The following is a 14,341-nucleotide window of genomic DNA, read 5'->3' as shown; positions in this document are numbered from 1 at the left end:
ACCTCCCCTACCTCCCCTACCTCCTCCCCCCTACATCCCCTTGCTCTACTAAACCTGCATCCAACCGTGCATTGGTGCTATGGCTTTAGTGACTGATTCAATGATGTCTGGAGGTGCTTCTGAAAGCATGACACTGGGATAAACAGCAGTTCCCCATTGAGGATGCACAAGAACATGGCATTTATTTTCAATTGCGGGATACTTGAGTAAGGCTTGGGCTACTGCTGTATCATCGTGGGGAACTAAGCCAGAATGAGACAGTAATGGATAACCTGTGCGGGGATCTATTAAGTCTGTTAAATACCCGCGGTCGCGCAAATTAAATGCCAAATCGCAACCAAAACGCATAAATTTTTCCCGCAGCTTTTCCTTTTCTATTTCTGTTTCTGTGGTCATTTCTTCTAGAGAATATTGTGATTGCTGTAAAACAACCACTACCCACAAAAACTGCTGCTGTTTCCAATCTGGTAAGATCTGTTCGCAATTGGCACAGATATATGGACTGGGAGTATGAATAGAAATCTCTACAGCTTGTCCTGTTTTGCCAACTAAATGAATAGGACAGCTAGGCTGTGAAATACAAACTGGGGGATAAGACACCACATTAATTCGGTTTATGAAAGTTTTTAAATTTATCTTTGCTAAAAATAATAACTCTTAAATCTCCAAATAAATCATCAAATTTTGCGAATAATTAGATTAGGACAATTATTTACTCTAATGGAAGCACCCAAGCAAGTTGAGAAAGTTTAAAGAGAGAAAATAAAAAACCCCCAAAGAGAGGGGGATTGTAGGTTATTCGAGTGGAGTGAACAACTAAGTAATAAATACCTAGAGTAAATACAGTAATCCGAACAAAATAATCCAAATTACATCTACAAAATGCCAGTAAATTTCCGCTGCTTCAATCCCGAATCGTTTTTCATTGCTGTAGTGTCCAGGAGTACGCGATCGCCACAAAACTGCTAAAATCGCTAAAACACCGATGGTAACGTGCAAGCCGTGAAACCCAGTCAACACATAAAACGTACTAGCGAATAAATTGGTAGTCAGACTAAACTCTAAATGAGCATATTCATAAACCTGACCCGCCAAAAAAATCGCCCCCATAACTGCGGTAATTGCCAACCAAACCCGCATTCCCTTAGTATCATTCTTTTTAATAGCAGTATCAGCATTGTGCATCACAAAACTACTAGCTATCAAAATAGAAGTATTCACAGTAGGTAACAACAATTCTAAATCCGGTGTCCCTACTGGTGGCCAAACCGGAATAGTAGAACGGTAAGTCAGGTATGCACCAAACAAACCCATAAAAATCATTCCCTCAGCCACAAGGAACATAAATAGACCAGTCAAACGATGATCTGGATGTTCCTCATGATGAGAAACAGTTGTGTGGTGACTTAATTCAGTTTTCCCCGTGTCAATAATTTGACCTTGCATAAATTAGTAATTGGTAATGGGTTCAAGGCAGGGCTATTTCATTTTTATCTAGTAGTCTGTCAAATTTATTTTGACGGGTTTTTGGTAGTGCGGGCATCTTGCCCGCGTGAGCGAGACGCTCACACTACAGTCCATCATTTTTATCTTGACAGACTACTAGCCCGCCTCACAATGAATTCTGAGTCTAATAGCGAAAGTCGTCTAAAGACGACTAAAAGAAATTTCTAGTCCGTTTTAACGGACTTTAGTTATTAGCCCGGAACTTCAGTTCTGGGCGGGTCATGTCAATCCCCTAAAGTGCTGATTCAGTTTGGGGAGTTAACACAGATTCAGTTTCCACCCGTTCCTCACTCACCCCATAATCGTAGGGGCCAGTAGTCAAAACCGGAAGAGTTTCAAAATTCTCAATACTGGGAGGAGAAGAAGTCATCCATTCCAAAGTTAACGCTTGCCAAGGATTATTACCGGCTTTTTCGCCATAGAACCAAGACCAAACGGCATTGATGATAAATGGTAACGTCGAAACCGCCAATATATAAGATCCGTAGGTACAGATTTCATTCAAAGCCGTGAACTTAGGATCATATTCAGCAATCCGGCGATTCATCCCCATGAGTCCGAGTTTGTGCATGGGTAAGAAAGTCATATTTAAACCAATCATGGTTAAGGCAAAATGCACTTGACCCCAAAATTCGTTCATTTTCCGTCCCGTCATTTTCGGGAACCAGTGATAAATAGCCGCAAAAATCCCTAACACACTACCACCAAACAAAACATAGTGGAGATGTGCCACCACAAAGTAAGTATCGTGAACGTGAATATCAAAAGGAACAGCAGCCAACATTACGCCACTAATGCCACCAATCACAAAAGTTGCTAAAAAGCCGATAGCGAACAACATGGGACTATTGAGGCGAATTTTGCCACCCCAAATAGTAGCTAACCAACCGAAAATTTTAATCCCAGTGGGGACAGCGATGATCATGGTAGTGATCATGAAAAACATCCGCAACCAACCGGGAACACCGCTGGTAAACATATGGTGCGCCCAGACGATTAAGCCTAAGAAACTGATAGCTAGGGATGAAAAAGCGATCGCTTTATAGCCAAAAATCGGTTTGCGGGCATGAATTGGCAGAATTTCCGAAATTGCCCCAAAGAAAGGCAAAATCATAATATAAACCGCTGGGTGAGAATAGAACCAGAACATATGCTGATAAACAACAGGATCTCCGCCCCCAGAGGGATTAAAAAAGTTTGTTCCTGCCAACAAATCAAAACCCAACAAAATCAAAGCCGCAGCTAATACTGGTGTAGATACCAACACTAAAGCCGAAGTTGCTATCATCGCCCAACAAAACAACGGCATTTGAAAGATGCCCATACTAGGAACACGCATCTTCCAAATGGTGACGAGAAAATTCATCGCCCCCAAAATCGAAGAAGTTCCCAATAGCAAGATACTCATAATCCAAATCCCCTCACCCACCTGGCCTGTCACCAAACTCAGCGGCGGGTAAGAAGTCCAACCAGCATCCGGGGCATCACCTACCGCCAAACTAGCAACCAGTAATACACCTGCTGGGGGAACCATCCAAAAAGCTACCGCATTCAGGCGCGGAAATGCCATATCTCTCGCCCCAATCATCAGCGGGATTAAATAGTTAGCAAATCCCGCCCCTGTTGGCACAATCCACAAAAAAATCATGATTGTGGCATGGAGGGTAAACAGGCTGTTATAGACTTCTGGCGTGACAAAATCTACCTCTGGAGTCCGTAATTCTGTCCGCACTAAATCAGCCATTACGCCGCCAATGCAGTAAAAAACAAACGAAGTGACCAGATATTGAATTCCAATCACCTTATGGTCGGTACTAAAACCGAAAAAGTCTCGCCAATGCCTTTCCTCATGTTCTTCAGCATGGTTAGGGACATTAGCAATTTCTTCTAACTGTGCTTGTGTCATATTTTAAAAAGGAGTCAGGAGTCAGGAGTCAGGAGTCAGAAGGAAGGAGTCAGGAGTCAGGAGTCAGGAGTCAGGAGTCAGGAGTCAGGAGTCAGGAGTCAGGAGTCAGGAGTCAGGAGTTCAGAAGGAAGGAAGAAAGAAGACAGAAAGAAGACAGAAATTTCTCCCCCTACCTCCCCTACCTCCCCCGCCTCCCCTGCCTCCCCTACCTCCCCTACCTCCCCCGCCTCCCCTACCTCCCCTACCTCCCCTACCTCCCCTACCTCCCCTACGTGAATGTATAACTTAAAGGTTCAAAATTTTTTTTTGTAACCACTGCAACTCAAGTAATTCTTAAACTACTTAATTTGATGCAGAATTTCTGAGTGAATGCCCATATTGTGAGTGTAAGGAGAGAGAAATTCATCAGCAGTCATGGCCATGGAATTCACAGCTACGGCTTGATTAGGGATCTCTTTACCAGCAATTAGCTGTTCTTGCATCCAACTATCAAAAGCTGCTTGTGTCTCTACCACAACTTGGCTTTTCATCACCCCGTGGTAAGGTCCACACAGTTCAGCACAAATAAGTTGATAATCACCCGCTTTTCTGGGAGTAAAACGCAAATTGGTTTGTCTACCAGGAATGGCATCCTGTTTCACCCGAAATTCTGGAATCCAAAAGGCGTGGATAACATCACTGGCTGTCATGTTGATTTCCACTGTTTTGCCAATGGGTAAATGCAATTCACCTGTTGTTACGTCATTATCTGGATAGGTAAATAACCAAGCATATTGCATTCCAGAGACGTTAATGGTTAATTCTGCTGGTTTTTTAACGGCATCAGCATCGGTATCTAATTGTGATACTTGTCCAGAGGCTTCTGTACTGATGAGGGTGGCAGCCATTGCCGTTCCCGGCATATTCATGGCATTTTCCATCATCGGGGCAGCATGAGCCGAATGGGGATCAAAGCCACCCATGTTGTTATATACATCAAAACTGTAGAGAGAAATACCGATAACGATAATTGCGGGGATCGCTGTCCAGAGTATCTCTAGAGGCACATTACCTTCAATTGCTGGCCCATCTGCATTGTCACCAGCCCGACGACGATATCTAATAACAGCGTAAATTAAAACACCTTCAACAATCAAAAATATGCCTGTAGAAACAGTCATCATGGTGTTGAATAGACCATCTACCAAGGGGGCTTCGTCTGAGGCCGCTACAGGTAATAGACCGTGATTTTGACCGTACCAGAGACTGGCGAGGGTGAGGACAATGCCAATGAGTAATGTCCAGATTGCATTTGGAATTTTCACGGCTGATTTCTTGATTAATTGACTATTTTATCTGTAAGTTACTTCACTTGTTAAAGTAACTCTACATACTAAGGTAGTGCAGGCAATGAGATATAGTATCCGCTGGTCTGAAATCTTTATTAATTTTTTCGATTAAGAACACAATTTTGAGTACAAGGGAGATAAGTTGTCTTGCCCAGGTTAGATGACAATTAGGCAAAAAATTTTCAGAAATTTCCATTAATTCCCATTAATTCCCATTGATTAATTATTTCTATCTGCAAAACAGCACGAAATCTTACAGCGGAAACTAGCTAAAGTGATCCAAAGTGTAAGGGAAAGCTGATTTCTATATTCTGACCTATAGGTTAGGGTAAGTAGAAGTCGGGACTAAATCAAAATAGAAAATTTTCAATTTCCAGCACAAGCGGTCCAAAGGTATTGTTAATGAACGAATTTGTCCTAGAACAACAAAATAAAGCGGCCACAGTAGCACAACAGCCCCAGGAGATGATTCGTCGCTTGGTGTGGAAAATATGCGTAGCCACCTTAATTTTGATGGCTATAGGCAGTGCCACCCGCGTTATGAATGCTGGACTCGCTTGCCCTGATTGGCCTTTGTGCTATGGGGAGTTAGTTCCAGCCAAGCAAATGAATCTCCAAGTGTTTTTGGAGTGGTTTCATCGCCTCGATGCAGCTTTAATTGGCTTTAGTGCGATCGCCCTTTGTGGTTTATCCTGGTGGCATCGTCAACATTTACCCAAGTGGCTACCCTGGGCTTCCACATTTGCCCTGTTTTTAATTGTCTTCCAAGGGATTCTGGGAGGACTGACTGTAACTGAATTATTGCGGTTTGATATCGTTACCGCCCATTTAGGAACAGCGTTACTATTTTTCACTACGTTGTTAATTATCGGTACAAGTTTGATTCCCTATCAAGGCACGGGAACAGTAGGAAAGTTGCCTTGGGTGGGTTTAACTGCTGCTGTTTGCGTCTACTTACAAAGTTTATTGGGTGCAATAGTAGGTTCTCGTTGGGCTTTGCACCAATGTTTGTCCGGGGAACAACTTTGTGATGTCATGTATAGCCATATTTTTGGCGTAGTACCCCCAACCATCGCTACTTTAGCAGTTGTTTTAATTTCTTGGCGCACACCAGCCCTACATCCGGCTTTGCGAAAACTGGCAAATCTGGCTGGTGGCTTGTTGATTTTACAACTTCTTTTGGGTGTGGCTACCTTCCGTTTACATTTACAAGTTGAACCCCTTACCGTTTCTCACCAAGCTATCGGTGCGACTTTACTGGGGACTTTGGTAGTATTTACAGTTTTATCACTGCGGGATGGTTTGCTTCCTCCCTCACCAACACAGTAACTCCTTCTTCCTCTTTCTTCCTCCTGACTCCTGACTCCTGACTCCTGACTCCTGCTTACAGCGGTTTGCTGACCAGTTCTTGAAAAATAAGGAAAAAGACCTAACATGATTGAGACTAATGTCTCTCGTCGTCAACACGACACATTTCTCCAAGTCGTTCAAAGTTACTACCAGCTAACCAAACCCCGGATTATTCCCCTACTATTAATTACCACTGCTGGGAGTATGTGGATAGCCGCTAAGGGTGAGGTAGATCCCTGGTTGTTAATTATTACAATGATTGGCGGAACTTTAGCAGCAGCCAGCGCCCAAACTATTAACTGTATCTATGATCGAGATATAGATTATGATATGGAGCGGACACGCAACCGCCCCATCCCTTCCGGGAAGATCCAATCCCGTGATGCTTTAATTTTTGCGATCGCTCTGGCTGTACTTTCTTTTACCCTCCTCACCGTTTTTGCCAATCTCCTGGCAGCATTTTTAGCCTTTTCTGGCATCATTTTCTATGTTTTAGTCTATACTCACTGGCTCAAACGCCATACCACTCAAAATATCGTCATTGGTGGTGCAGCAGGGGCAATTCCCACTTTAGTCGGTTGGGCAGCAGTAACGGACACTTTAAGCTGGTCTGCGTGGCTAATTTTTGCCATTGTCTTTTTGTGGACACCTCCCCATTTTTGGGCTTTGGCTTTAATGATTAGTGATGATTACGCTAAGGTGGGGATACCAATGTTACCTGTGGTAGCGGGTAATAAAGCCACCGTCCGGCAAATTTGGTTTTATACGGTGATTACTGTCACTGCGACTATCTTGCTGTTTTATCCCTTACACGCCAGCGGGATTGTCTATGCTGTTATTGCCTTGACTTTAGGGGGAGTATTTGTCCATAAGTCTTGGCGCTTATTGCAAAATCCCGAAGATAAAACCATAGCGCGGGAATTATTTTTGTATTCCATTTCCTACATGATGCTGTTGTGTTTGGCAATGGTGGTGGATAGTTTACCCATTACTCATCATTTCCTTGCTCAACTGCATTTGTAATCATGCTCAGGACATAGATCCCCGATTTCTTTGAGAAGTCGGGGATCTGATTATTTTTTTTTACAAAAAACCCAACAAAAATATACCCAGACGATTTTCTCATCATTTCTTGTATTAGTGCGTTTTGTTACGAAATTATTACAGTGGGGAATACCTCACCTCTTTGAGGGGCATACACACCAGAAAATAATTTGCAACTTCTGTTAACAATCTGTTATATTTATTTACATAAGGTTACAAAAAGTAAAAAACGAGGTTCTCGAATGGCTATTTTAATTTCTCTATTGGTTGTTGGTTGGGTAGCAGTTTCCGTTATCGGTTCTCTAGCTTATTTCATGGGTGAACAAAGCAAGCCCATTCACGAACGTAATTGGGCTTCTGACAAATTTGCAGCTTTGGCTAAATCTATTACTGGCGTAGATATAGACTATACCCAACGCACACCCGCCTATGCTATTGATGCTTACAGCAGCCGCAATTTACCCAGATAGTATTTATTGGCAATTTGACAAGATGTGTATAAAAATAACCTCCAGTCACAATTCTGGGGGTTTTGCTTTTCTAGATATAGATCCCCGACTTTTTGAAAAAGTCGGGGATCTGGGAACTACTTAAAATGCTGGCCGATAAACGCGATAGTTAATATTGGGGAAAATATTATCCATTGACTCGACTTTTTCCAACCAACCACTATCAACCTTACCCACTTTCACATCTTCATAGAGTTTATTAAAGCGCATTAAATGCGATCTTGTTCTTCTCACCGCATAGGGAACCATTGTTCCTGTCCGCATAATAAACGCCCAGTCAGAAGATTGTGCTAATAACAACTCTCTCGCAGCTTGATTGAGTGCTTTTTCCTGTAATTCATCTTCAGCTTCAATTTGGGAAATTTCAATCATCCGTTCCGCAGCTTTGTGCAAATGTGGATAAACCCAAGCATTAGTATCATTCAACCAATATTCATGGAAACCCTTAAAGCCCCAACTCGACTGAGCAGGACGACATACTTGTTGCTGAGGATTAGCCCGTAAATAATCGGCTAAATGGGTCATTTCATAGGTTTTCTGGTCATACCATGACTTACGGAACAGATAATCAATAAACCAAGGACCCTCATACCACCAATGACCAAATAACTCCGCATCATAGGGAGATACAATAATTGGCGGCCGACCCATGATATTGTGTAAATGCCCGGCTTGCTGCTCACGATTATACATGAAGTTAGCAGCGTGTTCTGCACTTTTTTCCTTTGCCCAGTAAGGATCATAAAGAGCTTTATCGGAAAGACCTAAGCCCCGTCCGGTAATTTTATGATACTTAATACCTGTATTTTTGCGCTGACCATTGGGCATAATATAGGGCTTAATATATTCATATTCCGCTTCCCAACCCAAATCTTTATAAAATTCCCGATATTCGGCTGCACCAGGATAACCCACTTCAGAAGACCATACTTGCTGGGAAGATTCATGATCTCGACCAAAAGCGGCTACACCGGGTTCAGTAAAAATCGGGGCATAACTACCGAAGCGCGGACGAGGACGAGCGTATAAAATGCCATGACCATCGGTGAGGAAATAACGTAAACCAGCATCCGCCAGCATTCGCTCCACACCTTCATAATAGGCACATTCTGGCAACCATATCCCTCTAGGGGCTTGGCCAAAAGTTTCCTCATAATGTTCACAAGCTACCTGAATTTGCGCCCAAACCGCTTGGGGATACATTTTCATTAATGGTAAGTAGCCATGAGTAGCACCACAGGTAATAATTTCTAAGTTATTACTATCTTGGAACTGTTTAAATGCTGTAACTAAATCACCCTGATAACGTTCCCATAACTCCCGCGCTTGATTAAATTCAGTTGCATAATGTTCCGCTAAATACCGCAGATGACCATTATGAATATTGCGCTCAGATTCTAGTTCTATAAGCTCTTCTAGTTGTGATAAGTGAGCATCATAGCGTTCTTGCAATAAAGGATCACGAAGCATAGAAATCAAAGGCGGAGTCATACTCATGGTGAGTTTAAAATCAACGCCATCTCGTTTTAAGCCTTCAAATACTTTTAATAAAGGAATGTAAGTTTCAGTAATCGCTTCATACAGCCATTCTTCTTCTAGCACATAATCACTTCCTGGGTGACGAACGAAGGGCAGATGTGCATGAAGTACAAGCGCGACGTAGCCTATAGCCATAATATTTTTTATGTGTGGTATTTGGAGGTTACAGACAAAAAAGTCTGTGTGGGGAAATTAAGAATATTTTAAGACTATATGGGTCATTGGTCATGAATCCTCAGTTAATACTTAATAGAAAAATATTTTGGTCTAGCGCCGCTTCGCGGAAGTTCAACGGGTGGTTAGAAACCGCGTCTACACTTACTTGTGAAATTCCTTAGTCCGTTTTAACGGACTTGAGCTATGAGACAGGGAATTCATTCCCTGGCGTGTTTGGAAGCTTCCCATATTTGTTTGTTCATGATCAATATAATCATCAATCAAAGTCGGAAATAGCCTTTTTTCCTCAATACATAAAATGATTAATTTTTACAGTGCATAAATCCTAAATTACTGATTTTCAGTAAATCAAGGTAGAATGTCCTATAAACGTGCTAACTACCAAGATTATGAGCCTGTGCATCAATTCTAACTGCCCAAAGCCACAAAATCCCGATAATATCCTTTTTTGTCAAGCCTGTGGCTCGGAAGTCTTGCTACAACAACGTTATCGGGTACAATGTCAGTTAGGACGGGGTGGCTTTGGTGTGACTTATGAGATTAACGAAGTCAGAACCAATCAGGCTAAAGTTCTCAAAGTCTTGATTAATAACGACCCTAAAGCTGTAGAATTATTTAAACAAGAAGCTGATGTTTTAAGTCAACTCCATCATTCCGGTATTCCTCATGTAGAATTAGACGCTTATTTTGAATATTATCCCTACAACAGTCAAAACCCAATTCATTGTTTGGTAATGGAAAAAGTTGTGGGAGAAGATTTAGAAAAATATATGCAAAAACGTGGTTTGCGTCCTATTAACCAAACTACAGCTATAGAGTGGCTAAAAGATCTAATTATTATTTTAGAACAGGTACATAATAAAGACTTCTTTCATCGAGATATTAAACCACCTAATATTATGTTGCGGTCTGAAAGTGCCGAATTGGTATTAATTGATTTTGGGACTGTGAGGAAGGTAACATCTACAGTATTTAAACAACAAGGTGGTGTAACGGGAATTATTTCCGCAGGTTACACACCCTCGGAACAAATTAATCATAATGCTGTACCTCAATCTGATTTTTTTGCTTTAGGACGGACATTTGTTTATTTACTCACAGGTAAAGAACCACTTGACCCAATCATGTATGATTCCTATAATGAAACATTAAATTGGCGGAATCATGCACCACAAATATCATCTATGTTGGCAGATTTATTAGATGATATGATGCAGCGTTTATATAAATATCGTCCTCAAAACTCCCATGAGATTTTGCAAAGAATAGCAGCAATAGAAAAAGCTTTAAAACCCCAAGCACCAATACCTGCCAATAACCTTAAAACCTTTAGTTTTGAAGTTGTCACCACAGACGCACGGGGAAATATCACCAACCAACGGAAGGAAAGCGCGAAATACTTTACAGAAGACTTAGGAAATGGTGTGACGTTGGAAATGGTGGAAATCCCAGGGGGAACATTTATCATGGGTTCACCGGAAAGTGAAGCACAACGACGTTCAAATGAAGGTCCCCAACACCAAGTTACAGTTCCCAGTTTCTACATGGGAAAATATGAATTGACACAGGCACAATATCAAGCTATCATAGGAACTAACCCTTCCAACTTCAAAGGCGATAACCGCCCAGTTGAAAGAGTTAGTTGGAATAATGCGGTTGAGTTCTGTAAAAAGTTAAGTCAAAAAACAGGCAAAAACTACAGATTACCCAGTGAAGCCGAATGGGAGTATGCTTGTCGTGCCGGAACTACCACACCATTTTATTTTGGTGAAAGTATTACTCCAGATTTGGTAAATTATAATGGTAATTATACCTATGCTTCTGCACAAAAAGGAAAATATCGTCAGCGGACCACAGATGTAGGAACTTTTCCCCCTAACTCTTTTGGTTTGTACGATATGCACGGCAATGTGTGGGAATGGTGTCAAGATGACTATAAAAATGATTATATAAACGCGCCTACAGATGGCAGTGCTTTGACAAGTCCAAGCCGGAGCGCAAAGCTGCTGCGCGGTGGTTCGTGGAGCAACGATCCTGGGAATTGCCGTTCTGCTTATCGCAGCAGCATCAGCCTCGACAACAACGACCTCAATATTGGTTTTCGGGTTGTATGTAGTGGTGCAGCGAGGACTTAGTAGCCCTTTACACTCTTGCTCTTTTGCTCTCTTCTCTTTTTTTCTTTTCCCTTCTTAACCCACCGCTGTTAGGGGGAAAATATTTTTCTACAAAAATCTGGTTTTGGTGTCTTGATTCACTATAGCACAGATTTTTCATTTTGTCAGAATCAGGATTTCCAGGATTTAAGGATTTTCAGGATGGAAGAAGGGGTGGGATTTTGAATGTTAGGAAATTTGGTTCATTCAAGATCCCAATATCCCCGACTTCTTGAAGAAGTCGGGGATCTGAAATTTATCTAGTATCAATCCTCACTTTCTCGATATAATTCCTGTAAGTCTTGTAATTGGGTTTTCCGGGAAACTCGACGATATTTTTTACTTTCTAGTTTTGGTTCGTACTGACTTTGACCTTTACCTTTAGATATTAATTTTAAACTTGATTCGGGGTCAGATTGTTGATTAATCTGGTTTTGATGAGCGATCGCATCATCTAAAAATTCTAAATAATGCTGATATCTTTCCCATTCTCCACTAACAGCACAATCAGGCTCATCTTTATGTATACAATCGCTAAAGCGGCAATGGGCAACAGCCAGGAGTTTTCTGGCTTCTGGGAAATAGTGAATTAGTTCTTCAGGGCTACAATCTAAATCAGGTTGATTAAAACCGGGAGTATCTGCTAATAAACCACCTGCCGGCATTTCAAATAATTCTACATGACGGGTGGTATGACGACCACGGGCTAATTTACCGGAAACTTCCCCTACCCGCAGGTTAGCGTCGGGAATCAAAGCATTAATCAAGCTGGACTTTCCCACACCAGAAGGACCTGCAATCACAGTAATTTTATCCTGTAAATATGTGGCTATTTGATTGATATTAAGGTGATTCTGAACGCTAATAAATAAAGGTTGATAGCCCCAAGCCAGGAGACGGTCATTAATTTGTTGTTTTTCCTGGAGGGAAATTAAATCACACTTATTTAAACATAGTAGTACATCAACACCAGTAGACTCAGCTTTGATTAAAAATCTACTTAATTGTACAGGTTCTAAAGGAGGATCAGCAACAGCAAACACCAGGAGAATTTGATTGACATTAGCGATCGCTGGGCGATTTAATTGACTATGACGCGGTAAAACTTCACTAACAGCCCCCCGTCCATCAGTCCAATCAGGTTCTTCGACGATGACGCGATCGCCCACCATCACCTGTTGACCAATCTTTTTTAAGCGCGTTCTTCGGGTACAGAGAAGGATAGGGGAAGAAGGGGACAGGTGACAGGGAACAGGTGACAGCGAAGAAGGGGAAGAAGAACTTTCTATTATTTCTGAACTCCTGACTCCTGACTCCTGACTCCTGACTCCTTCTTCTTCATCCATCTGTACTCGATAAAAATTCGCCTGTACAGCTAACACCGTACCCAATAACTGTTTAGTAGAAATATTTTCCCCTGTCATGCCACAGTAACCGGACGACGGATAACCAGGGAAAAATAGCCAGTACAATCTGTAATTTGTTCCACTTGATAACCAGCCATTGTTAGACTATCAGGAACTTGTTCTATCGGTTCACCCGGATCTAACCAGACTTCCAACAAATCGCCAGGAGGCATCTTTTCCAGAAATAATTTTGTCCGCACAAAATTAATCGGGCAAGGAGTCCCACGCAAATCCAGTTGAGCGTCAGGGGTTAATATCAAAGAGCCACTCATGACTTAAATAAGTTTCCTATGAATCCGTCGAAACCACCTTTACCTGTCCTGTCTCCCTTAATTTTAGCTAGTTTCTCTAGCAATTCCCGTTCCTCTGGGATGATCTTCGTGGGGATATCAATTAACACCGTCAACAGATGATCACCGCGACTCACAGGATTACCCAGACGGGGAACACCACGATTTTCTAATTTCATCACTGTATTCGGTTGAGTGCCGGCGGGAATAATCAACTCCACTGGACCATCTACTGTATTTACCTCTATCCGGCAACCTAAAATCGCTTGTAAGTAGCTAATTTTAATTTCCGAGTTAACATTAATGCCCTCTCGATGAAATTCTTCATCTTCATTTACAAACAAATAGACATATAAATCACCAGGAGGACCACTGCGTTGACCCGCATCTCCTTCTTGGGAAATCCGTAGTCTCGTGCCATTGTCTACACCAGCGGGAACATTGATTTTGAGTTTCTTTGTAACCTGATTTGCGCCCTTACCATCACAAGCATCACATTTATCTTCTACAACCGTTCCTGAGCCATCACAGGTGGGACAAGTTGACACTTGGGTAAAACTACCAAATGGCGTTCTTGTTACCCTTCTAACTTGACCTGAACCACTACAAGTGCTGCAAGTCCGAGGACGAGTTCCTGATTTAGCACCAGAACCATTACAAACTTCACAAGTTTCTAAATGGGAAATACGAATTTCCTTTTCCCCACCAAATACCGCTTCCCGAAAATCTAATTTCAGGTCTAGACGCAGATCATCACCCCGCACTGGTCCACCACGCCGTCTTTGTTGGGGTTGTCCACCTGGAGCCCCAGCAAAGCCGCTGAAAATACTTTCAAAGATATCGGCAAAACCACCCATATCTCCCATATCTTGGAAACCAGCGCCAGCCGCAGCCGCACCGGAAACACCAGCTTCACCAAAGCGGTCGTAACGAGCGCGAACCTCCGGCTCTGATAGCACTTCGTAGGCGCGGTTAATTTCTTTGAATCGTTCCTCTGCCCCAGATTCTTTATTCACATCTGGGTGATATTTTCGGGCTAGGCGGCGATAAGCCTGTTTAATCTCTTCTTTGTCGGCGTCACGAGAGACACCCAGGGTTTCATAATAGTCTCGGGCCATATAGCAAGGTTAAGA

Annotated in this window: 13 protein-coding genes; 5 read left to right on the top strand and 8 right to left on the bottom strand. The window is 42.2% G+C overall.

All coding sequences use genetic code 11. The features are described 5' to 3' along the window. Positions 1-48: 48 nt before the first annotated feature. The 3 genes from FJR09_RS06005 to ctaD all read right to left on the bottom strand — a co-directional run bounded on the left by FJR09_RS06005 (position 49) and on the right by ctaD (position 3,412). Entirely contained in the window at positions 49-603 is a 555-nt protein-coding gene (locus tag FJR09_RS06005; RefSeq protein WP_168652506.1) for a methylmalonic aciduria and homocystinuria type D protein, read from the bottom strand. A 228-nt stretch (positions 604-831) separates the two neighbouring features. Further along, entirely contained in the window at positions 832-1,446 is a 615-nt protein-coding gene (locus tag FJR09_RS06000) for a heme-copper oxidase subunit III (protein WP_015081009.1), read from the bottom strand. Between the two features lie 292 nt (positions 1,447-1,738). After that, the gene (ctaD, locus tag FJR09_RS05995; protein ID WP_148765061.1) at positions 1,739-3,412 is read right to left on the bottom strand and encodes a cytochrome c oxidase subunit I; all 1,674 of its coding nucleotides are present in this window, start codon (positions 3,410-3,412) and stop codon (positions 1,739-1,741) included. Between ctaD and FJR09_RS05990 the strand changes: the two genes are divergently transcribed. Then, positions 3,406-3,696, top strand: a complete 291-nt coding sequence (locus tag FJR09_RS05990) for a hypothetical protein (RefSeq protein ID WP_168654037.1) — start codon at positions 3,406-3,408, stop codon at positions 3,694-3,696. The genes ctaD and FJR09_RS05990 overlap by 7 nt on opposite strands. Positions 3,697-3,750: 54 nt before the next feature. Here FJR09_RS05990 and FJR09_RS05985 read toward each other — a convergent pair whose 3' ends face one another. Further along, the gene (locus FJR09_RS05985) at positions 3,751-4,716 is read right to left on the bottom strand and encodes a cytochrome c oxidase subunit II (RefSeq protein WP_168653456.1); all 966 of its coding nucleotides are present in this window, start codon (positions 4,714-4,716) and stop codon (positions 3,751-3,753) included. Positions 4,717-5,142: 426 nt separating this feature from the next. Here FJR09_RS05985 and FJR09_RS05980 point away from each other — a divergent pair, with 426 nt between their 5' ends. The 3 genes from FJR09_RS05980 to FJR09_RS05970 all read left to right on the top strand — a co-directional run bounded on the left by FJR09_RS05980 (position 5,143) and on the right by FJR09_RS05970 (position 7,604). Continuing rightward, positions 5,143-6,069 carry a heme A synthase gene (locus tag FJR09_RS05980; RefSeq protein WP_168632557.1) on the top strand — a complete coding sequence of 309 codons (927 nt, stop codon included), beginning with the start codon at positions 5,143-5,145 and terminating at the stop codon, positions 6,067-6,069. 105 nt (positions 6,070-6,174) lie between these two features. Next, positions 6,175-7,113: a heme o synthase gene (locus FJR09_RS05975; protein ID WP_015081013.1), complete on the top strand. Its 939-nt coding sequence runs from the start codon at positions 6,175-6,177 to the stop codon at positions 7,111-7,113. Between the two features lie 263 nt (positions 7,114-7,376). Beyond that, positions 7,377-7,604: a photosystem II protein, Psb35-related gene (locus FJR09_RS05970; protein WP_168653455.1), complete on the top strand. Its 228-nt coding sequence runs from the start codon at positions 7,377-7,379 to the stop codon at positions 7,602-7,604. Positions 7,605-7,724: 120 nt separating this feature from the next. On the opposite strand, the gene FJR09_RS05965 is transcribed toward FJR09_RS05970, so the two are convergent. Then, positions 7,725-9,317 (bottom strand): glycoside hydrolase family 57 protein, encoded by a 1,593-nt coding sequence (locus tag FJR09_RS05965; protein ID WP_168632556.1) that lies wholly within the window; start codon positions 9,315-9,317, stop codon positions 7,725-7,727. Between the two features lie 431 nt (positions 9,318-9,748). On the opposite strand from FJR09_RS05965, the gene FJR09_RS05960 reads away from it, so the two are divergent. Beyond that, entirely contained in the window at positions 9,749-11,494 is a 1,746-nt protein-coding gene (locus FJR09_RS05960) for a bifunctional serine/threonine-protein kinase/formylglycine-generating enzyme family protein (RefSeq protein WP_168653454.1), read from the top strand. 284 nt (positions 11,495-11,778) lie between these two features. Here FJR09_RS05960 and rsgA read toward each other — a convergent pair whose 3' ends face one another. The 3 genes from rsgA to dnaJ are packed head-to-tail and all read right to left on the bottom strand — an operon-like array spanning position 11,779 to position 14,326. Next, positions 11,779-12,936: a small ribosomal subunit biogenesis GTPase RsgA gene (rsgA, locus tag FJR09_RS05955; protein ID WP_168653453.1), complete on the bottom strand. Its 1,158-nt coding sequence runs from the start codon at positions 12,934-12,936 to the stop codon at positions 11,779-11,781. After that, the gene (locus tag FJR09_RS05950) at positions 12,933-13,190 is read right to left on the bottom strand and encodes a sulfurtransferase TusA family protein (protein WP_168632552.1); all 258 of its coding nucleotides are present in this window, start codon (positions 13,188-13,190) and stop codon (positions 12,933-12,935) included. The genes rsgA and FJR09_RS05950 overlap by 4 nt, the downstream gene beginning before the upstream one ends. Further along, positions 13,187-14,326, bottom strand: a complete 1,140-nt coding sequence (gene dnaJ / locus FJR09_RS05945; RefSeq protein WP_168632551.1) for a molecular chaperone DnaJ — start codon at positions 14,324-14,326, stop codon at positions 13,187-13,189. Before dnaJ ends, FJR09_RS05950 begins: the two co-directional genes overlap by 4 nt. Positions 14,327-14,341 lie beyond the last annotated feature (15 nt).

It is taken from the genome of Dolichospermum sp. UHCC 0406 (assembly GCF_009712025.1).
Classification (GTDB): domain Bacteria; phylum Cyanobacteriota; class Cyanobacteriia; order Cyanobacteriales; family Nostocaceae; genus Dolichospermum; species Dolichospermum lemmermannii.
Note: the sequence above shows the minus strand (reverse complement) of the source record. Positions and strands in the feature narration are given on the sequence as shown.

Bases quoted from the DNA above. Each gene is read 5' to 3' on its own strand.
- FJR09_RS06000 (WP_015081009.1), bottom strand. From the start codon at position 1,446: ATGCAAGGTCAAATTATTGACACGGGGAAAACTGAATTAAGTCACCAC.
- ctaD (WP_148765061.1), bottom strand. From the start codon at position 3,412: ATGACACAAGCACAGTTAGAAGAAATTGCTAATGTCCCTAACCATGCT.
- FJR09_RS05980 (WP_168632557.1), top strand. From the start codon at position 5,143: ATGAACGAATTTGTCCTAGAACAACAAAATAAAGCGGCCACAGTAGCA.
- FJR09_RS05975 (WP_015081013.1), top strand. From the start codon at position 6,175: ATGATTGAGACTAATGTCTCTCGTCGTCAACACGACACATTTCTCCAA.
- FJR09_RS05970 (WP_168653455.1), top strand. From the start codon at position 7,377: ATGGCTATTTTAATTTCTCTATTGGTTGTTGGTTGGGTAGCAGTTTCC.
- FJR09_RS05965 (WP_168632556.1), bottom strand. From the start codon at position 9,317: ATGGCTATAGGCTACGTCGCGCTTGTACTTCATGCACATCTGCCCTTC.
- FJR09_RS05960 (WP_168653454.1), top strand. From the start codon at position 9,749: ATGAGCCTGTGCATCAATTCTAACTGCCCAAAGCCACAAAATCCCGAT.
- rsgA (WP_168653453.1), bottom strand. From the start codon at position 12,936: ATGACAGGGGAAAATATTTCTACTAAACAGTTATTGGGTACGGTGTTA.
- FJR09_RS05950 (WP_168632552.1), bottom strand. From the start codon at position 13,190: ATGAGTGGCTCTTTGATATTAACCCCTGACGCTCAACTGGATTTGCGT.
- dnaJ (WP_168632551.1), bottom strand. From the start codon at position 14,326: ATGGCCCGAGACTATTATGAAACCCTGGGTGTCTCTCGTGACGCCGAC.